Genomic DNA, 17,277 nt, shown 5'->3' on the forward strand with positions numbered 1-17,277 from the left:
TCTGTCTGTTTCGACGCATCGCCAGCATCAAGCGCCGCGCGCTTTTGCCGGAAATGCAGTTGAACATCGGCCAGAAAACCAGTGCGGAGTTTTGCAAAGCACGATGCGCAGATTGAAAACCCGAAACGCCGCTCGCCATTACGTGGAAATTCGTCGTTTCGAACGCTTTGCCCCAAGACTACGTTTCTGATCTTAGCCGATCATGCCCCGCTGAATATTCCGGCAAAACGGACGAAACCCTCCATAAACAGGCGTAAAACCTACCTCCAAAGGTGCAGGTTTTTTGGCATTTTCCCGTCCGTCTCAAAGCAGTGCGAACTGATCGAGATTAATTCCCATCATTTGAAACATCCGATTCCACTTCTTGTCGAACCGTCAAAAATAGTATACCCCCCTATTTTATAGGAGGCGGCGATATGGGCACGCATCATCCGTATGAACGTCAGCTGGAAGCGCGGCACGACCATGTGTTTCTGGGTGACAACCACCAGCGCAACGAGCGGCGCACGTGGATGGTAATCGCCATTACCGCCGCAATGATGGTGATCGAGATCGTTGCCGGGAACCTTTATGGTTCCATGGCGCTGGTTGCCGATGGCTGGCACATGTCCACCCATGCAGCAGCGATGCTCATCGCAGCACTCGCCTATCTCTATGCCCGCAAGCACGCCAACAATCCGCGCTTTACCTTCGGCACCGGCAAGCTCGGCGATCTGGCGGGCTTTGCCAGCGCCATCGTTCTAGCACTGATTGCGCTGCTGATCGGCTGGGAAAGTTTCCAGCGTTTCAGCGCCCCGGTCGCCATCAACTTCCATGAAGCCATTCTGATTGCCTGCCTCGGCCTCGCGGTCAATCTCGTCTGCGCCTGGCTGTTGAAAGACGATCACGCGCATCACCACCACGGACATGACCACGCCCATCACCACGAAAGCGGTCACGACCAGAACTTGCGCGCTGCCTATATCCATGTGCTGGCGGATGCATTGACTTCGGTGCTGGCGATTGCCGCCCTTCTTCTCGGCAGTCTTTACGGCTGGCTCTGGCTCGATCCGGCCATTGGCATTGTCGGTGCCTTGGTGATTGCGCGCTGGTCCTGGGGCCTCATTCGCGATGCGGGCGCGACGCTTCTCGATTACATCCCTGAAGGCGAGGACCTCCCCGAAGAGATCAGTGAAATCATTGAGAAGGAAGGCGGCGAAATCGCCGATCTACATGTCTGGCAGCTTGGGCCGGGCCATCACGGTGCCATCGTGTCGATTGTCACGGCCACGCCAAAGGCGCCGTCCTATTACCGCAAGAAGCTTGCAGCGATACACGATTTGTCGCATGTGACGGTGGAGGTGGAAGTCCGCCCCGCCTGACATATCGCAAAATCAGGAGTCCCCATGACCCATACCATCCGCGAAAAGCAGAAGCTTATCAACCGCGTGCGCCGCATTCGCGGGCAGCTTGAAGGTGTGGAGCGGATGCTTGAGGAGGAAAAGGGCTGCTCTGAAGTCATGCAGGTGATTGCCGGAGTGCGCGGCGCGGTGAACGGGCTGATGGCCGAGGTGATCGAGGATCATATTCTCATGCATGTCGCCGATGGTGATCTGCCGCAGAAAGAGCGCGACGAAGGCGCTGGCGAACTTGTGGACGTCGTTCGCGCCTATCTCAAATAATGTGAGCACAGCGCTCATATTTCATCAACCCGTGCTATCAGACACATAATCCTTCGACAGGTTCGGATTTTCTGCATGGCGACAGGTTCAGCTTCCACCGACAAGACGCACGCAATCCCCTCAACCGTGTGGGTTCTGGGCGTTGTCAGCCTGTTGATGGATATTTCATCCGAAATGGTGCAGACGCTGCTGCCGCTTTATCTGGTGGCGGGATTGGGCGCATCCGCGATGATGGTGAACACCGCCGTCTGGATCGTCATCGCCGTCGCGTCGGTCCCGACGCTGGCCCGGTTCAGCGAAGCATTTCTGCTGCTCAAGGCGCAAGAAGCCGGTTTCGCCGCCGCCTGGGTGCCAATCACCATGGTCGTCATGCATGCCGTCTATGGGCTGACCGCCTATCCCGTCGGCAGCCTGTCGGACCGGATGGGCCGCAAGGGCCTGCTCGCCGCAAGCCTCGGCTTTCTCGTTGCCGCCGATCTGGTGATCGCTCATTCAACGACGATCTATCCGTTTCTGGCGGGTATTGTCCTGTGGGGCCTGCATATGGGCTTTTCACAAGGCATTCTGGCGACGCTTATCGCCGATACCGCACCCCCGCATCTCAAAGGCACCGCCTTCGGCATCTTCAATGTGATCACCGGCTTTGTCATGCTGGCGGGCAATGTCGGCGCTGGCTGGCTATGGGAAGCCTATGGCTCGTCGTCAACCTTCCTCGCCGGAGCGACTCTTTCGGCCATAGCGCTTGTGAGCCTGCTCGCGCTTCCCGGAACGCCTAAAGCGGCATCGCCGAAGTCTGCTTGACCGTCTGGCTCGGAACGTCGGTCTTCAGGTTCTGCACGCCTTTGATGCGGCTTAGATATTCCGACTGGAAACGCCGATATTCCTCGATATCCGCCGCGACCACGCGGATCATCGCATCGTAATCGCCCAGCATGAAATAACATTCCAGCACTTGCGGCAGCTTCAATATTTCGCGCGCAAACTCCTGAAGCGTTTCCTCATCCTGCCTGTCCAGCCGGATGCGAGTGAAGAAGGTCAGCCCCTTGCCGATCTTGGCCGGATTAAGCACCGCAACATAGCGGTCGATCACGCCCGCCTCTTCCAGAAGCTTCACCCGCCGCAGACACGGCGACGGCGACAGTCCGACCTCGCGCGCCAGATCATTATTGGCGATGCGCCCGTCGCGTTGCAGCACACGCAATATCCGCTTGTCGATCTCATCCAGCTTCATGGGCCACCGATTTCATTTACACCCAAACTATTGGCATTTTCTGCCAAATATTGATGCCATATACTAGCTCCTACAAGGTAATCGCTCAAGATATTGATTAAATTATCGAGTACTTCCAGATCAGCGCACCGCATGCGCGAATTTCCGGCAAAGGTTATGAAGCGGCCAGTTTGCCGCGCAAAGCAAGAAAGAGATCAAGTGGTTCCAGCAGCTGTGTCTGGACTGGAAACCACCCGGATAAGGGGCAGCCGCGAGGCCAGCCAACGGGATTTTTATGGATACTCCACCGTTCTATGCATCTCAAGAAAGCACATTTAGCAGCCATCAAATTAGAAGGTCAGAATTCCGCCGCGGAGCCATTGCCGTGCTTCCGGTTCTGCTGGGTGCTTTTCCCTATGCCATGGTTATGGGCGCGCAGGCTGTACACAAAGGCCTCAGCCTGTTGTCCGTCATGTTGATGGCCGGCATGAACTTCGCGGGCGGTTCGGAGTTTTCGGCAATCCGGCTCTGGACGTCGCCACCGCATGTCCTGCTCATCGCGGCGATTACCTTTCTGGTCAACAGCCGCCATCTGCTGATGGGTGCCGCCCTTGCGCCCTTCATCAGCCATTTGCCGAAGCGCACGGCCTTCATCAGCCTGTTCCTGATGTGCGATGAAAGCTGGGCGCTTGGTCTAGCCGATGCGAAGCACCGCCAGTCTAAGGACGTCAACCCGGCGCTGAGCCTGAAATTTTATATGGGCGTTGCCATCCCATTCTACGTGGCATGGCTGTCCGCCGCCACGTTGGGCGCTGTCCTCGGACCGATGGTGGGGGATCTCCGCCCCTATGGCTTCGACATGGCGTTTCCAGCGGTCTTTCTGGTGCTGCTCGCAGGCATGTGGAAAGGCTTTAAAGCAGCGCGTCCGTGGTTCGTCAGCCTCGCCGTCGCCGCAGTCACCTACCTCACCATTCCAGGCGCATGGTATGTCGCCGCTGGCGCAGTTTCCGGCCTCGTTGCAGCCTATCTTCTGGCAGGTGCAGAATGATTGACCCCTTAGTCCTGCTCACCATCATCGCGATGGCCAGCGTCACCTATCTGACCCGCATCGGCGGCTATGTACTGCTGCGTAATCGCACACTCAGCAAACGGACGATGGCGGTGATGGAAGCCGCGCCCGGCTGTGTACTGATTTCAGTCATCGCACCGGATTTCGTCTCCGACAGGCCCGCCGATCTTCTGGCGCTGGCGATTACCGTTCTCGCCGCCACGCGCTTTTCCATGCTGCCGACCGTGCTGATCGGCATCGGCACTGCCGGTCTTTGCCGCCACTTTATCGGATAGCTTCTATATCGCCCCGCGCTTCATTGGCCACGAATTCCATTTATGCCGATATTGTTGGCATTCACTGCCAAATATTGCTGCAATCGGCCAATCTTTGCAATCCGATTGCTCAAGACATTGGCTATATTGCCGTTCGCTCTCAAGCAAAGATGCTGGGGTAATAGACAAGGGGCAGCCGCGAGGCCAGCCAACGGCGGTTTTATGGATATTTCACAGGCCTATGTGCCACAGCAAAGCAAACCGGCGTCGGAATTCCGTCGGGGTGCCACCGCCGGACTACCGGTTTTGCTAGGCATTATTCCCTATGCTCTGGTGCTGGGCGCGCAGGCTGCACAAAAGGGCCTAAGCGTCCTCGAAGTGCCGTTGATGACGGGCCTGAATTTCGCGGGCGGCTCCGAATTTGCCGCGATCCAGCTCTGGACCTCGCCGCCGCATGTTTTGCTCATTGCCGCGATCACGCTTCTGGTCAACAGCCGCCATCTTTTGATGGGCGCCGCCCTTGCGCCTTTCATCCGCCATCTGCCAAAGCGCAAGGCTTTCGCCAGCCTGTTTCTGATGTGCGATGAAAGCTGGGCGCTCGGCCTCGCCGATGCGAAGCGCCGTCAGGCGAAGGGCGTCAATCCGGCGCTGAGCCTCAAATTCTATGCCGGTGTCGCCATCCCGTTCTACATTGCATGGGTGCTTTTCACCACGCTCGGCGCCGCCTTTGGCCCGATGATGGGCGACTTGCGGCCCTATGGTTTCGACATGGCGTTTCCGGCGGTGTTTCTGGTGCTGCTGGCAGGCATGTGGAAGGGCATCGCCGCAGCGCGCCCGTGGCTGGTCAGCCTTGTCGTCGCCGCCGTTACCTATCTCACCATTCCCGGCGCTTGGTATGTCGCCGCCGGTGCACTCTCCGGCCTCGTTGCCGCCTATCTTCTGGCAGGTGAAGAATGATCGATCCGTTAGCCGTTCTCACCATCGTTTTGATGGCCAGCGTCACTTATCTGACCCGCATCGGCGGATATGTACTGCTGCGCAATCGCACACTCAGCAAACGCGCGACCGCCGTTATGGAAGCCGCGCCCGGTTGTGTGCTGATATCGGTGATCGCACCGGATTTCGTCTCCGACAAGCCCGCCGATCTTCTGGCTCTGGCGATCACCATTTTCGCCGCCACGCGCTTTTCCATGCTGCCGACCGTGATCATCGGCATCGGTGCTGCCGGTCTCTGCCGCTACCTGATCGGATAGCGGCAGCACAGGTCAGTGCAGGTGCTGCAACTTGTCGGGATTGCGGACGACATAGATCGCCGCAATCTTTCCGTCTTCGATATCGAGCGCCGTGGTCTGGATCTGACCATCCGATTCCAGCGAGATGAAGCCCGGCAGACCATTGATGAAGGTGGTGCGCACCAGCGTTGAACCATTGGCCCTGAAATAGCCGGCAAGCTTCTCGTGAATTTCCATAACATCGGTAAAGCCGAAAATCGGCTTCGGGAAGGCCGGGCGTTTTCCGCCGCCATCCGCATGCATATGCACGTCGGCGGCCAACATGGTGCCCAGCGCATTCATGTCGCCGCTACGCGATGCCGTGAAGAAAGCCTGCGCCAGCTCAATCCCGCGCGCTCTATCGACCTGAAAACGCGGTCGTTCTTCGCGAACATGCTTGCGCGCACGGGTCGCGAGTTGTCGGCAGGCCGCCGCATCGCGCTGAATTGTTTTCGCTATTTCGTCGAAGTCGAGACCGAAGACATCGTGCAGCAGAAAGGCCGCGCGTTCCAGCGGTGAAAGACGCTCCAGCGCCAGCATCAACGGCAGGGTCACATCGTCGTCTTCCTCTTCCTCCTCGACCACCGGATCTGGAATCCACGGGCCGAAATAAGTTTCGCGCTGTCGCTGGCCGGATTTAAGCCGGTCGAGACAAAGCCGCGTCACCGTGCGCCGCAGGAAAGCTTCCGGCTCGCGCACCGCGCTGCGGTCGGCGTTCATCCAGCGGATGAACGCCTCCTGCACCATATCTTCCGCATCGGCGACGGAGCCGAGCATGCGATAGGCGACACGGATCAGTTTCGAACGCAGCGGATCGAAAATCTCCGCTGCATCGTCATGCGCCGCCCCCCCTGCCATCAGGCGACCGCCTCAGCAGTCTTTTGGGCCGGAGCCTTTGCCGCTGCTGGTTCAAACCAGAGGCCGAAGCCAACGGCCATGCGGTTCCAGCCGTTGATAATATTGATCATCAGCGTGAGATTCACCTGTTCCTCCTCCGTAAACTGCGCCTGCAGGGCCTTGCGCGCTTCGACAAGATCATGCCCCTGCGAGAGACGCGTCAGCGCATCCACCCAGCCAAGAGCCGCCCGTTCCCGCTCAGAATAGCATGGCGCTTCCTGCCAGGCCGAGAGCAAATAAATGCGCTGTTCGGTTTCGCCCAGCGCGCGGGCTTCAATCGTGTGCATGTTGATGCAGTTTGCACAGGCATTGATCTGCGACGAGCGGATTTTGACCAATTCGATCAGGCTCCCTTCCAGACTGGCAGCGACGGCTTGCGAGGTGGTCATCCAGGATTTCATCAGGGCAGGAGCAGCATTGAATGGGTTCAGCGTGGCAGTCATGGTCTCGTTCCTTTCGGGTTTGATTTGATGGTTCGAAAGACATGACGAGCGAGCATCGCTGAATGTGACATTTGGGCAAAAAAATCTTTGCCGATAGGCGTTATTTTCCAATTTCTCCCATGATCCATGCCCGAAAAGCCCGGATTTTCGGCACGTTACGGCGGGATTCGGGATAGACCAACCAATAGGAACGGCCATCATCGCAGAGGAGGTCGAAAGGCTGGATCAACAGACCCGCCGCAACTTCCGCCGTGTGAAAGGCAGGGGTGAGGATACCCATACCGAGGCCCGCCGTGGCCGCCCGCCCTTCCAGATGCTGCGCGCCCAGCCGGTTCTGCGTGTTGCCCCGCAGTTGCGGATCAGGAACACCAGCGGCTTCGAACCACAGCCGCCACCAAGGATCGCTGGCATCGATGGCGGGCAGGCGCAACAGGTCGGCTGGCTCGCGCACCCCGCCAATGCTTGCCGCAAGTTTCGGGCTCAGCATGGGCGTGAACTGCGCCTTGATCAGCTCATGACTGACCAGCCCCGGCCAGTGGCCGGTGCCGGTACGGATGGCGAGATCGACCTCGCTCTGGGTGAAATCGATCAGCTGGTCATTGGTATCGAGCCGCACCGCCAGAAGCGGGTGCTCCATCTGGAACGAACCAAGGCGCTGAACCAGCCAGTTGGCGGCGAAAGTGGCGACCGAGCTGATCGTGAGCACGCCTTCCGCATCCTCCCGCAACGTGGCGAAAGCCGTGCGCATCGTTTCAAAAGCCTCTGTAATGGACGGCGCCAGTCGCTCACCAAGCTCGGTCAGTTTCACTTGTCGCGGCATGCGCAGAAACAAGGGCGCGCCGACCCGCTCCTCCAGCATCTTGATCTGATAGCTGACGGCGGCCTGCGTCATGCCAAGCTCTTCCGCAGCCTTGGTAAAGCTTGCGTGGCGGGACGCGGATTCAAAGACGCGAATAGCGGATAAAGGGGGTAGCGACGACACCATGATACATAAGCCCTCCTTATGCAGGGTAATCGACGTTCAATTGGAAAACAACAGCTTTTCCGGCCATATCTATAGGCAGAATTTAACTGAACTGTCTCCCACAGTTCACAAAAGCAAAGCCGGAACCATGCAAAATATCGAGATCAATGCACCAGACCATGCAGGGGCTTGCGCTGCGTCTGGCCCTGCCGGTAAAGCCGCCACAGGCTGGTATCGTCTTTTCACCCGCCTGTTTCAGCGCAAGCCAGCGCCCTATGTCGTCAGCGAACACTCGCCCGACTATCTGCTGCGCGACCTTGGCCTCATGGAAGGGCGCACCTCCCGCCTCCCGCGCGGCGGACACAGACTGCCGGATTGGCGCTAACTCAAGCGCTGATAACGGCAAATCCCCGCGCCTTCAGGCCGCGACGATCCTCGTGCAAACTGCTGACGAGACGGTCGCGGCTGCCGCCCAGATGCGCGCTCAACAGCTTCGCCGCCTCGTCGGCGTCGCCTTCGCGCACCGCATCAAGGATCGCGTGATGCTCACGCCATGCGCGGGCAAGGGCCGCTTCGTCGCGCACTTCCAGCCAGCGCGCTCGTGACAGGCGCTGCATCGCATCACGCACGCCACGGCTCAAAAACTCATTACCCGACAGTCGCGCCAGTTCGATGTGGAAATCCATGCCGACCCGATGCCATTCCTCCCGCGAGGTTTCGGCGTCGCAACTGTCCAGCATCGCGCCAATCGGCTCGACGCCGCTGCGGCCATCAAGCGCCGCAGTCAAACGAATGGCCGCCACTTCCAGCGCCTCGCGATAGACGCCAATCTGCTCGATTTCAGCAAGATTGATCGGCGAAACCGTCCAGCCGCGCCCTTCCCGACAGACCAGCCCTTCGGCTTCCAACCGCAACAGCGCGGCGCGGATCGGCGTGCGCGAGGCGGCGAACTGCGTCTCCACCCAGCGCTCGGTCAGGCGTTCGCCCGGCCCAAGCTCAAGCCCCAGGATCATGTCGCGGAGTTGCTCTTCCACTTGCCTCATCTGTGACATTGCCGACCGGTCTCCTGGAGCGGTTCCAGTTAAAACGGAATCGTGGAACCGCTCTAACCAATTGTTTTACGCATAATCCCACGCAAAATCGCTACGCACTTTTGCTGGAAATGCTCTCGTTCACCACACCGTGAATGCTTGTTCCTGACTGGAGTTGACAAGACGAAGCAACAGGCGCATGCATGTATTCCGTTTTGGTATCCCAAAATGGAATACAATACAATCCCATTCAAGCATCCGCATTCATTCGCAGGACAGGACATGAGTACGACCCAAGCTGCCGCCAGGGACGCCGCCGCTTTAGACGGCACCACTGGCCCTTTGGCTGGCCCGAAACAGGCTGAGGAAAACCACGAGCGCTACTGGAAACAGAACCTCCTCATTTGCCTCATCGGTTCGTTCACCACGCTTGTGGCCATGTCGCTTCTGCTTCCGTTCCTGCCGCTTTATGTGGAGCAGCTTGGCGTGTCCGACCATGCGGCCATCGTGCAATGGTCCGGCATCGCCTATGGCGCAACCTTTCTCGCCGCCGCCTTCGTCGCGCCGCTCTGGGGCAAGCTTGGCGACCGCTATGGTCGCAAGCTGATGCTGATCCGCGCCAGTCTCGGCATGGCCATCGCCATGTCGCTGATCGGCATGGTAACGAGCGTCTGGCAGCTGGTCGCGCTACGCCTGTTCGTCGGCATTGCGGGCGGTTATTCCTCCGGCTCAATGATCCTCGTCGCGACGCAGACCCCGAAAGACAAGACCGGCTGGGCGCTGGGCGCGCTTTCGGCGGGCATCATGGCGGGCAATCTGGCCGGGCCGCTGCTCGGCGGCGCTTTGCCGCCGTTGATCGGCATTCGCGCCACTTTCTGGCTGGCGGGCGGTGTGATCTTCCTGACTTTCCTCGCCACAACTTTCCTGATCCGCGAAGAGCGCAAGCCGCCGAAACCGACCAAGGAACAGAAGGCGGAATCCATCTGGGCAGCGATCCCCGACAAAAAGCCTGTCCTGGCCATGCTGGTGACGGGCATGCTGCTGCTGTTCGCCAATATGTCGATCGAACCGATCATCACTGTCTATGTCATACAACTGATGGACGACCAGACCAAGGTTACGCTGATTTCCGGCGTCGTGATGGCGGCGGCAGCCTTGGGCAGCATCCTGTCCTCATCGCGCCTCGGACGACTGGCCGACCGCATCGGGCACAGATATGTCATCATCGGTGCGCTGGCGATTTCCGCATTGTTGCTGATCCCGCAGGCATTCGTCACACAAGCCTGGCAACTGATCGGCTTGCGCTTTCTGATGGGCCTGGCGCTGGGCGGCCTCCTGCCCTGCATCACCAGCGTCATCCGGCACAATGTGCCGGACCGGGTTGCTGGCGGCATACTCGGCTATTCGGTCTCGGCGCAATATGTCGGACAGGTCGCAGGCCCGGTGGCGGGCGGCTTTGTCGGCGGCCATTTCGGGATGCGCGCCGTTTTTCTCGGCACCTGCCTGATGATGGCTTTCGGCGCGTTTTATAACTGGATCGTGCTGCGCCGCGCTTCACAGAACTGACGATGGAAACGGCAGCTAAATAGAATAGCCGCCGTCGACACTCAGCGCCGTCCCCGTGACCATCGCGGCGGAGTCGGATGCGAGCCAAAGGGCAGCTTCGGCAACATCTTCCGGCGTCGAAAAGCGATCGAGCGGGATGGTTGCTTTCAAGGCTTCACGCGCTTGCGGCGTATCGTCTTCCAGAAACAGCTTCAGCGCTTCACTGTCGCTTTCCGCCGGGCAGATGCAATTGACGCGAATATTCTTGTTGGCCAGTTCCAGCGCCATCGCCTTGGTGGCGCTGATGATCCAGCCCTTGGACGCGCTATACCAGACCAGCCCCTTGCGCGGGCGCAGCGCGGTCGCCGAAGCAGTGTTGATGATGACGCCGCCGCCCTGATGCTCCATGATCGGCACGACGATCTGCGTCGAATAATAAAGCGCCTTCATGTTGACGGCATGGATGAGATCGAAATTGTGCTCATCCACCTCGGTCAATGGCATGTTGCGATGCGTGAAACCGGCATTGTTGACCATGATGTCGATGCGCCCGAAGGCCTCGAAGGCCGCACGCGCCACGCGCTCCACATCGTCCTTGCGCGACACATCCGCCTGAACGGACAGCGCATTCTTGCCGATATGCGCCAGCTCGTCTTCCACGCGCTTCACATTCACGTCAGCCAGCACGACTTTCGCGCCTTCGGCTGCAAATCGGTGCGCCATGCCTGAACCGAAACCCGATCCGGCACCGGTGATGATTGCGACCTTATCCTGCAGCGTCTTCATGTCATTCTCCTTTGACAAAGCCGTTTCAGACTTTGTGTGCAAATCACTTGAAACACGATTGTTGTTCAAATCTATGCCCGGGCCAAGGGGATAATGTCTACAGCATCACCACAGCCAGAAGCGGTTTCAAATTGAAATCTGTTTATCTAAAACATCAATTTAATAAATCTATTTAACACTAAGTAGCCCCCGATATTCCGCAGTATCTGAAAGCCAACTTTATGATATTATTACATTGCCAATCATAGGGATATTTAAAATGAAACGTATTTTATTATTTATAACGTTTCTAGCGACGCCTGCCTTTGCTGACAGACCGTCGCTCCTGTTATGCCCCACTCAGCGTGAGCTCGTTTCAACATGCACGGACGTTGCAGAGAGTAGGTGCTCTACAGTACAGGATAAAGAAATACAATACAAATGTGAAATGAAAATATATTTAGAATGCTTTGAACGATGTTTCAAACGAAAATAGAAATGTTAGATTATTAAATTTACAGATATTACTTGGAATATGAAGAAGAGAGAAATCTCCGATTCGTATTTACCCATCCGAAATTTGTAATACGTAACAGGCAATACATTGCCATAGCCAAAGCTCTACCAGATCGCGCTCTCCAGCCTTTGAAGATGGCGCTGCTATCTGTCGATTATCGCGTCTTTGGCATTCAAGCAGCCCCTCCTCCTGCACCCATCACGTTATTGAGATCGCCACCCCGCTTATCTTTTATCGATATCGGGCAACACAGCCATTGAATTTAAATCGATTAAATTATAAACAGGGTCCGCGCATATGGCACCCCTGTCATAGTAAGCTGTGATCGTTTGGTGGATTCGAGGTTTCGGTCATCTGAATGACCTCCGCGTTCAGTGATATAGAACCTGAAAACCCGACGAGAGTTTATTAAGTCTGTGGTGTCCTTTCGCTTCTGGAATTCGTCACGTAGGCTGCATCCCAAGCCATATGAATTTTAGAATCGAAGCATCAGACTGATTTGCGCGAACGAAAGAAGAGAGCGACAGATGACCAGCCAGACTATTCCGGTAGAGCCTTTCGACTGCATCGTTTTTGGCGGCTCGGGCGACCTAGCCGAACGCAAACTGATCCCGGCATTGTATCAGCGGCAGCGTGCAGGCCAGCTCTCCGACCCGACGCGCATTATCGGCGCTTCGCGCAGCCCCATGACCGATGAGGAATATCGGAAGTTTGCGCGCGATGCCATTCATGAGCACGTCAAGCCTGCCGAAATCGATGAAAAGCAGATCGAAGAATTTCTGACCCGTCTCAGCTATGTCGCTGTCGACGCCAAGTCCGAAGAGGGCTGGGATGCCCTCAAGACCCTGATCGGCAAAAAGCCGGAAAAGATTCGCGCCTTTTATCTGGCGGTCAGCCCGACCCTGTTCGGCGATATCGCCACGCGCCTGAAGAGCCATGGCCTCATCACCCGCGACACCCGCATCATCGTTGAAAAGCCGATTGGCCGCGATCTGGATTCGGCAATGGCGCTCAACGACACGCTGGGCAGCGTGTTCCGTGAAGACCAGATTTTCCGTATCGACCACTATCTGGGCAAGGAAACGGTGCAGAACCTGATGGCGCTGCGCTTTGCCAATGCGCTTTATGAACCGCTTTGGAACTCAGCCCATATCGACCATGTGCAGATCACCGTTGCCGAAGCCGTCGGCCTTGAAGGTCGCGCCGGTTATTACAACACGGCCGGCGCACTGCGCGACATGGTGCAGAACCATATTCTCCAGCTGCTCTGCCTTGTGGCCATGGAACCGCCTTCGTCGATTGAAGCGGACGCGGTGCATGACGAAAAGGTCAAGGTGCTGCGCTCGCTCAAGCCCATCACCAATGCCAATGTCGAGGATGTGACCGTGCGTGGCCAGTATCGCGCGGGCGCTTCGGCGGGCGGAGCGGTACGCGGATATCTCGAAGACCTCGAAAGCGACACCAGCAACACGGAAACCTTCGTGGCGTTGAAGGCCGAAATTGCCAACTGGCGTTGGGCGGGCGTGCCGTTCTATCTGCGCACAGGCAAGCGTCTGGCGACCCGCGTTTCGGAAATCGTCGTGACCTTCAAGCCAATTCCGCATTCGATCTTCGGTGAAAGTGCTGGCAAGGTCATTGCCAATCAGCTCGTCATCCGCCTGCAGCCCGATGAAGGCGTCAAGCAGTGGCTGATGATCAAGGATCCGGGCCCGGGCGGCATGCGCCTGCGTCACGTTCCGCTCGATATGAGCTTTGCCGAATCCTTCAACGAGCGCAATCCGGACGCCTATGAACGGCTGATCATGGATGTGGTTCGCGGCAATCAGACCCTGTTCATGCGTCGCGACGAAGTCGAGGCCGCATGGCGCTGGGTCGATCCGATCCTTCAGGGATGGGAGTTGAACAGTCAGCCGGTCCAGGGTTACACCGCAGGAACGTGGGGGCCATCGTCGTCCATCGCATTGATCGAACGCGACGGTCGCACCTGGCACGAAACGTTATAAAGGACCCTGAAAGGAACAGCATGACCATCGAACGGCACGATTTCACCAGCGGAACGGAACTGGCGCAAGCGCTCTCGGAGGCAATTGCAATCAAGCTGGCTGCCGCAATCGCTGAGCGGGGACAGGCGACGCTCGCCGTCTCCGGCGGCACCACGCCGCTGAGGCTGTTCGAAGTGCTGTCGCGCAAGATGATCGACTGGAACCTCGTCACGATCACCCTCGTTGACGAGCGTTTCGTGGCCACAGACAGCGATCGTTCCAACGAAAAGCTGGTCCGCGACCATCTTTTGCGCGATCATGCGGGCGTGGCCAAATTCGTCGGCCTCTATAATCCGGCGGCGACGGCCGAAACGGCGGCGCTGGCCGCGGCCAGCCGCATCGACGCATTGCGCCGTCCCTTTGACGTGGTGGTGCTTGGCATGGGTAATGACGGTCATACCGCTTCATTCTTCCCCAATGCCGACCGGCTCGATCAGGCGATCGACCCGGCAACGCGGGCGCTCGTTCTGCCAATCCATGCCGAAGGTGCTGGTGAAAAGCGCCTGACGCTGACCCTGCCACTGGTTGCAGAGGCCGACATGCTGGTGCTGCACATCGAAGGCGCGGCCAAGCAGGCGACGCTGGAAAAGGCGCTGTCCGGCGACGACGAACATGAAATGCCGGTACGGGCGGTTTTCCACCATGCCCGCACCCCCATCCAGCTTTACTGGACCAGTTAATTCTATTCAGGCCAGATTGGCACAGGTGATACCCATGCCCATGCAATCCGCTCACAAACGCATTCAGGAAATCACCGCGCGCATTCGCGAACGCTCCAAACCGACCCGCGAGGCCTATATTGGCCGCGTGCGCGAGGCGGCGTTGAAAAAACCGAACCGAACGGTTCTGGCCTGCGCCAATCTGGCTCATGGTTTTGCGGCCTGCGGGCCGCATGACAAGGCGGCGTTGACTGGCGACGAAGTGCTCAATCTGGGTATCATCACCGCCTATAACGACATGCTCTCGGCGCATCAGCCGTTCGAAACCTTCCCGCAGCTGATCAAGCAGGCGGCCCGCGATGCGGGCGGCGTGGCGCAGGTGGCGGGCGGCGTACCTGCCATGTGCGATGGTGTCACCCAAGGTTTCGCGGGGATGGAACTGTCGCTTTTCTCGCGTGAAGTCATTGCCATGGCAGCAGCTGTCGGCCTGTCGCACGACATGTTCGATGCCGCCGTTTATCTTGGCGTCTGCGACAAGATCGTGCCGGGCCTCATCATTGGCGCGCTGACTTTCGGGCACCTGCCTGCGGTCTTCGTTCCTGCCGGTCCAATGACCAGCGGCCTGCCGAATGACGAGAAGGCCAAGACCCGCCAGCTTTATGCCGAAGGCAAGGTCGGGCGCGCGGAACTGCTGGAATCGGAATCGAAGTCCTATCACGGTCCCGGCACCTGCACCTTCTACGGCACGGCTAATTCCAACCAGATGCTGATGGAAATCATGGGCCTGCATCTGCCGGGCGCATCCTTCATCAATCCGGGCACGCCGCTGCGCGACGCGCTGACACGTGAAGCCGCCAGGCGCGCGCTCGCCATCACCGCCTGCGGCAATGAATATACGCCTGTCGGCGAAATGCTGGACGAACGTTCTTTCGTCAATGGCATCATTGGCCTCAATGCCACCGGCGGTTCGACCAACCATACGATCCATCTGATCGCGATGGCGGCGGCGGCGGGCATCAAGCTGACCTGGCACGATATTTCCGAGATTTCGGACGTGGTGCCGCTGCTCGCCCGCGTCTATCCGAACGGTCTTGCCGATGTGAACCATTTCCATGCCGCAGGCGGCATGGGCTTCCTCATCCGCGAGCTTCTGGACGGCGGCATCCTTCATGAAGATGTGCGCACCGTTTGGGGCGAGGGTTTGCGTCCTTACGCCATTGAGCCGAAGCTCGGTGCCGATGGCACGGTTCTGCGCGAACCCGTCCCCGAAAAGAGCGGCGACGACAAGGTACTGGCGAAAATCCATGCGCCTTTCCAGCCGAGCGGCGGTATCAAGGTTCTGACCGGCAATATCGGCAATGCCATCATCAAGGTTTCCGCCGTGAAGCCGGAACGCCATGTGATCGAAGCGCCCGCCAAGGTCTTCAACGATCAGGCCGAATTGCAGGCTGCCTTCAAGGCGGGCGACCTGACCGGCGATTTCATTGCGGTGGTTCGCTATCAGGGACCGAAGGCCAATGGCATGCCGGAACTGCACAAGCTGATGACCGTTCTCGGCATCTTGCAGGATCGCGGCCAGCGCGTGGCGCTTGTCACCGATGGTCGCTTGTCGGGTGCATCGGGCAAGGTGCCGTCCGCAATCCACGTCACGCCGGAAGCACTCGATGGCGGCGCTATCGGCAAAATCCGCAACGGCGATGTTGTCCGCCTGGATGCCGTCAATGGTACGCTGGAAGTTTTGATCAATCACGCGACATTCGACGCCCGGCTGGAAGAACGCCCCGACCTTTCCGCCAACGAACATGGCATGGGGCGTGAATTGTTCCGCGCCTTCCGGCAGATTGCCGGGCGGGCCGATGAAGGCGCTTCGGTGTTCTGAAGCAATTAAGGCAAAGCGGGTTTTGCACCGCTTTGCCTTTCAAATCGCATCAAATTGCGGGAACGAGGCGCGAAAACGCCTCTCAATTATGTCAAAAAACGGGCTTTTTTACGCCAGCACTGCGGCAGGCCGCCGTCAGCGTGTTGGCCATCAGCATGGCGATGGTCATTGGGCCGACGCCGCCCGGAACCGGCGTGATTGCGCCTGCAACTTTTTCTGCATCCGTAAAATCGACATCGCCGACAAGACGGGTTTTGCCCTCGCCTCTTTCCGGTGCCGGGATGCGGTTGATACCGACATCGATCACCGTCGCGCCGGGCTTGACCCAATCGCCCTTGACCATCTGCGGACGGCCAACGGCTGCAACCAGAATATCCGCCGTGCGTGCAATCGCCGGCAGGTCCTTGGTGCGGCTATGAGCAACCGTGACCGTTGCATTGGCGGCGAGCAGCAGATTGAACATCGGCTTGCCGACAATATTGGAGCGACCGATCACCACGGCATTGAGGCCGGAAAGATCGCGTCCGTGAACGCGCTCGATCATGATCATCGCCCCGGCTGGTGTGCAGGGCACGAACGCCGTATCGACCTCGCCAGTGCCGAGCTTGCCGACATTGATGAAGTGGAAGCCATCCACGTCCTTGTCAGGCGAAATGGTCTGGATGACGCGGCCTGAATCAATGTGTTTCGGCAGCGGCAGCTGCACCAGAATGCCGTGAATCGCCGGATCGTTATTGAGGCTTTCGATCAGGTCGAGAAGCTCCTGCTCAGAGGCGGTGTCCGGCAGATCGTGCTGGATGGAATGGAAGCCGCATTCCTTGGCCTTGCGGCCCTTGGAGGCGACATAGACCTGGCTCGCCGGGTCTTCACCCACGATCACCACGGCAATACCGGGAACCACGCCGGTCGCTGCAACGAGCTTTTCGGTTTCGGTCTTCACCGTGGAAACCACATCCTCGGCGAGCTTCTTGCCATCGATCAACTGGGCCATAGCGAGCGCTTCTTTCTTTTCGAAATATCGGCTTTGCGAAATAACGGAGCGGAATGTCTGGGAGATACATCACATCCGT

Annotated in this window: 19 protein-coding genes; 12 read left to right on the plus strand and 7 right to left on the minus strand. The window is 58.3% G+C overall.

Annotated elements, in window-relative coordinates; translation table 11 throughout:
• Positions 1-416: 416 nt before the first annotated feature.
• The 3 genes from dmeF (at position 417) to FIC94_RS03780 (ending at position 2,462) form a co-directional block, all read left to right on the plus strand.
• Entirely contained in the window at positions 417-1,361 is a 945-nt protein-coding gene (gene dmeF, locus FIC94_RS03770; protein ID WP_140023959.1) for a CDF family Co(II)/Ni(II) efflux transporter DmeF, read from the plus strand.
• A 24-nt stretch (positions 1,362-1,385) separates the two neighbouring features.
• Entirely contained in the window at positions 1,386-1,661 is a 276-nt protein-coding gene (locus FIC94_RS03775) for a metal/formaldehyde-sensitive transcriptional repressor (RefSeq protein WP_078339803.1), read from the plus strand.
• A 75-nt stretch (positions 1,662-1,736) separates the two neighbouring features.
• Positions 1,737-2,462 (plus strand): MFS transporter, encoded by a 726-nt coding sequence (locus FIC94_RS03780; RefSeq protein WP_140023960.1) that lies wholly within the window; start codon positions 1,737-1,739, stop codon positions 2,460-2,462.
• On the opposite strand, the gene FIC94_RS03785 is transcribed toward FIC94_RS03780, so the two are convergent.
• Positions 2,434-2,892 carry an Lrp/AsnC family transcriptional regulator gene (locus tag FIC94_RS03785; RefSeq protein ID WP_109367034.1) on the minus strand — a complete coding sequence of 153 codons (459 nt, stop codon included), beginning with the start codon at positions 2,890-2,892 and terminating at the stop codon, positions 2,434-2,436. The genes FIC94_RS03780 and FIC94_RS03785 overlap by 29 nt on opposite strands.
• 274 nt (positions 2,893-3,166) lie before the next feature.
• On the opposite strand from FIC94_RS03785, the gene FIC94_RS03790 reads away from it, so the two are divergent.
• From FIC94_RS03790 to FIC94_RS03805, 4 genes are all read left to right on the plus strand, one after another.
• Complete coding sequence (locus FIC94_RS03790; protein ID WP_140023961.1) at positions 3,167-3,919, plus strand: AzlC family ABC transporter permease; 753 nt, start codon at positions 3,167-3,169, stop codon at positions 3,917-3,919.
• Positions 3,916-4,215, plus strand: a complete 300-nt coding sequence (locus FIC94_RS03795) for an AzlD family protein (protein ID WP_140023962.1) — start codon at positions 3,916-3,918, stop codon at positions 4,213-4,215. The genes FIC94_RS03790 and FIC94_RS03795 overlap by 4 nt, the downstream gene beginning before the upstream one ends.
• A 201-nt stretch (positions 4,216-4,416) precedes the next feature.
• Positions 4,417-5,151: an AzlC family ABC transporter permease gene (locus tag FIC94_RS03800; RefSeq protein ID WP_140023963.1), complete on the plus strand. Its 735-nt coding sequence runs from the start codon at positions 4,417-4,419 to the stop codon at positions 5,149-5,151.
• Positions 5,148-5,447 carry an AzlD family protein gene (locus tag FIC94_RS03805; protein ID WP_109367030.1) on the plus strand — a complete coding sequence of 100 codons (300 nt, stop codon included), beginning with the start codon at positions 5,148-5,150 and terminating at the stop codon, positions 5,445-5,447. Before FIC94_RS03800 ends, FIC94_RS03805 begins: the two co-directional genes overlap by 4 nt.
• Positions 5,448-5,459: 12 nt before the next feature.
• Here the strand turns inward: FIC94_RS03805 and FIC94_RS03810 are convergent, their stop codons facing one another.
• The 3 genes from FIC94_RS03810 to FIC94_RS03820 form a co-directional block, all read right to left on the minus strand.
• Positions 5,460-6,323 carry a sigma-70 family RNA polymerase sigma factor gene (locus FIC94_RS03810; RefSeq protein WP_140023964.1) on the minus strand — a complete coding sequence of 288 codons (864 nt, stop codon included), beginning with the start codon at positions 6,321-6,323 and terminating at the stop codon, positions 5,460-5,462.
• The gene (locus FIC94_RS03815) at positions 6,323-6,805 is read right to left on the minus strand and encodes a carboxymuconolactone decarboxylase family protein (RefSeq protein WP_109367028.1); all 483 of its coding nucleotides are present in this window, start codon (positions 6,803-6,805) and stop codon (positions 6,323-6,325) included. Before FIC94_RS03815 ends, FIC94_RS03810 begins: the two co-directional genes overlap by 1 nt.
• A 100-nt stretch (positions 6,806-6,905) precedes the next feature.
• Positions 6,906-7,790, minus strand: coding sequence for a LysR substrate-binding domain-containing protein (locus FIC94_RS03820; protein ID WP_140023965.1), 885 nt, complete (start codon positions 7,788-7,790; stop codon positions 6,906-6,908).
• Between the two features lie 127 nt (positions 7,791-7,917).
• Between FIC94_RS03820 and FIC94_RS03825 the strand changes: the two genes are divergently transcribed.
• On the plus strand, positions 7,918-8,154 hold the full coding sequence (locus FIC94_RS03825) for a hypothetical protein (RefSeq protein WP_140023966.1): 237 nt from the start codon (positions 7,918-7,920) through the stop codon (positions 8,152-8,154).
• Between the two features lies 1 nt (position 8,155).
• Here the strand turns inward: FIC94_RS03825 and FIC94_RS03830 are convergent, their stop codons facing one another.
• Complete coding sequence (locus tag FIC94_RS03830) at positions 8,156-8,821, minus strand: GntR family transcriptional regulator (protein ID WP_140023967.1); 666 nt, start codon at positions 8,819-8,821, stop codon at positions 8,156-8,158.
• 261 nt (positions 8,822-9,082) lie between these two features.
• Between FIC94_RS03830 and FIC94_RS03835 the strand changes: the two genes are divergently transcribed.
• Positions 9,083-10,366: a multidrug efflux MFS transporter gene (locus FIC94_RS03835; protein ID WP_140023968.1), complete on the plus strand. Its 1,284-nt coding sequence runs from the start codon at positions 9,083-9,085 to the stop codon at positions 10,364-10,366.
• Positions 10,367-10,381: 15 nt separating this feature from the next.
• Here FIC94_RS03835 and FIC94_RS03840 read toward each other — a convergent pair whose 3' ends face one another.
• Entirely contained in the window at positions 10,382-11,131 is a 750-nt protein-coding gene (locus FIC94_RS03840; RefSeq protein ID WP_140023969.1) for an SDR family oxidoreductase, read from the minus strand.
• Between the two features lie 1,023 nt (positions 11,132-12,154).
• Here FIC94_RS03840 and zwf point away from each other — a divergent pair.
• Genes zwf through edd form a run of 3 tightly spaced genes read left to right on the plus strand, consistent with a single transcriptional unit; the run spans position 12,155 to position 16,207 of the window.
• Positions 12,155-13,630 (plus strand): glucose-6-phosphate dehydrogenase, encoded by a 1,476-nt coding sequence (gene zwf / locus FIC94_RS03845; RefSeq protein ID WP_109367022.1) that lies wholly within the window; start codon positions 12,155-12,157, stop codon positions 13,628-13,630.
• A gap of 20 nt (positions 13,631-13,650) precedes the next feature.
• Positions 13,651-14,349 carry a 6-phosphogluconolactonase gene (gene pgl / locus FIC94_RS03850; RefSeq protein ID WP_109367021.1) on the plus strand — a complete coding sequence of 233 codons (699 nt, stop codon included), beginning with the start codon at positions 13,651-13,653 and terminating at the stop codon, positions 14,347-14,349.
• A gap of 34 nt (positions 14,350-14,383) precedes the next feature.
• Positions 14,384-16,207 carry a phosphogluconate dehydratase gene (edd, locus tag FIC94_RS03855; protein ID WP_140023970.1) on the plus strand — a complete coding sequence of 608 codons (1,824 nt, stop codon included), beginning with the start codon at positions 14,384-14,386 and terminating at the stop codon, positions 16,205-16,207.
• Between the two features lie 91 nt (positions 16,208-16,298).
• On the opposite strand, the gene folD is transcribed toward edd, so the two are convergent.
• On the minus strand, positions 16,299-17,198 hold the full coding sequence (gene folD / locus FIC94_RS03860; protein WP_140023971.1) for a bifunctional methylenetetrahydrofolate dehydrogenase/methenyltetrahydrofolate cyclohydrolase FolD: 900 nt from the start codon (positions 17,196-17,198) through the stop codon (positions 16,299-16,301).
• Positions 17,199-17,277: the final 79 nt, after the last annotated feature.

Origin of the sequence: Ochrobactrum teleogrylli (genome assembly GCF_006376685.1) — a bacterium.
In the GTDB taxonomy this organism is placed as follows: domain Bacteria; phylum Pseudomonadota; class Alphaproteobacteria; order Rhizobiales; family Rhizobiaceae; genus Brucella; species Brucella teleogrylli.

Excerpts from the sequence above, each read along its gene's own strand:
- dmeF (WP_140023959.1), top strand. The coding sequence starts at position 417 with ATGGGCACGCATCATCCGTATGAACGTCAGCTGGAAGCGCGGCACGAC.
- FIC94_RS03775 (WP_078339803.1), top strand. The coding sequence starts at position 1,386 with ATGACCCATACCATCCGCGAAAAGCAGAAGCTTATCAACCGCGTGCGC.
- FIC94_RS03780 (WP_140023960.1), top strand. The coding sequence starts at position 1,737 with ATGGCGACAGGTTCAGCTTCCACCGACAAGACGCACGCAATCCCCTCA.
- FIC94_RS03785 (WP_109367034.1), bottom strand. The coding sequence starts at position 2,892 with ATGAAGCTGGATGAGATCGACAAGCGGATATTGCGTGTGCTGCAACGC.
- FIC94_RS03790 (WP_140023961.1), top strand. The coding sequence starts at position 3,167 with ATGGATACTCCACCGTTCTATGCATCTCAAGAAAGCACATTTAGCAGC.
- FIC94_RS03795 (WP_140023962.1), top strand. The coding sequence starts at position 3,916 with ATGATTGACCCCTTAGTCCTGCTCACCATCATCGCGATGGCCAGCGTC.
- FIC94_RS03800 (WP_140023963.1), top strand. The coding sequence starts at position 4,417 with ATGGATATTTCACAGGCCTATGTGCCACAGCAAAGCAAACCGGCGTCG.
- FIC94_RS03805 (WP_109367030.1), top strand. The coding sequence starts at position 5,148 with ATGATCGATCCGTTAGCCGTTCTCACCATCGTTTTGATGGCCAGCGTC.
- FIC94_RS03810 (WP_140023964.1), bottom strand. The coding sequence starts at position 6,323 with ATGGCAGGGGGGGCGGCGCATGACGATGCAGCGGAGATTTTCGATCCG.
- FIC94_RS03815 (WP_109367028.1), bottom strand. The coding sequence starts at position 6,805 with ATGACTGCCACGCTGAACCCATTCAATGCTGCTCCTGCCCTGATGAAA.
- FIC94_RS03820 (WP_140023965.1), bottom strand. The coding sequence starts at position 7,790 with ATGGTGTCGTCGCTACCCCCTTTATCCGCTATTCGCGTCTTTGAATCC.
- FIC94_RS03825 (WP_140023966.1), top strand. The coding sequence starts at position 7,918 with ATGCAAAATATCGAGATCAATGCACCAGACCATGCAGGGGCTTGCGCT.
- FIC94_RS03830 (WP_140023967.1), bottom strand. The coding sequence starts at position 8,821 with ATGTCACAGATGAGGCAAGTGGAAGAGCAACTCCGCGACATGATCCTG.
- FIC94_RS03835 (WP_140023968.1), top strand. The coding sequence starts at position 9,083 with ATGAGTACGACCCAAGCTGCCGCCAGGGACGCCGCCGCTTTAGACGGC.
- FIC94_RS03840 (WP_140023969.1), bottom strand. The coding sequence starts at position 11,131 with ATGAAGACGCTGCAGGATAAGGTCGCAATCATCACCGGTGCCGGATCG.
- zwf (WP_109367022.1), top strand. The coding sequence starts at position 12,155 with ATGACCAGCCAGACTATTCCGGTAGAGCCTTTCGACTGCATCGTTTTT.
- pgl (WP_109367021.1), top strand. The coding sequence starts at position 13,651 with ATGACCATCGAACGGCACGATTTCACCAGCGGAACGGAACTGGCGCAA.
- edd (WP_140023970.1), top strand. The coding sequence starts at position 14,384 with ATGCCCATGCAATCCGCTCACAAACGCATTCAGGAAATCACCGCGCGC.
- folD (WP_140023971.1), bottom strand. The coding sequence starts at position 17,198 with ATGGCCCAGTTGATCGATGGCAAGAAGCTCGCCGAGGATGTGGTTTCC.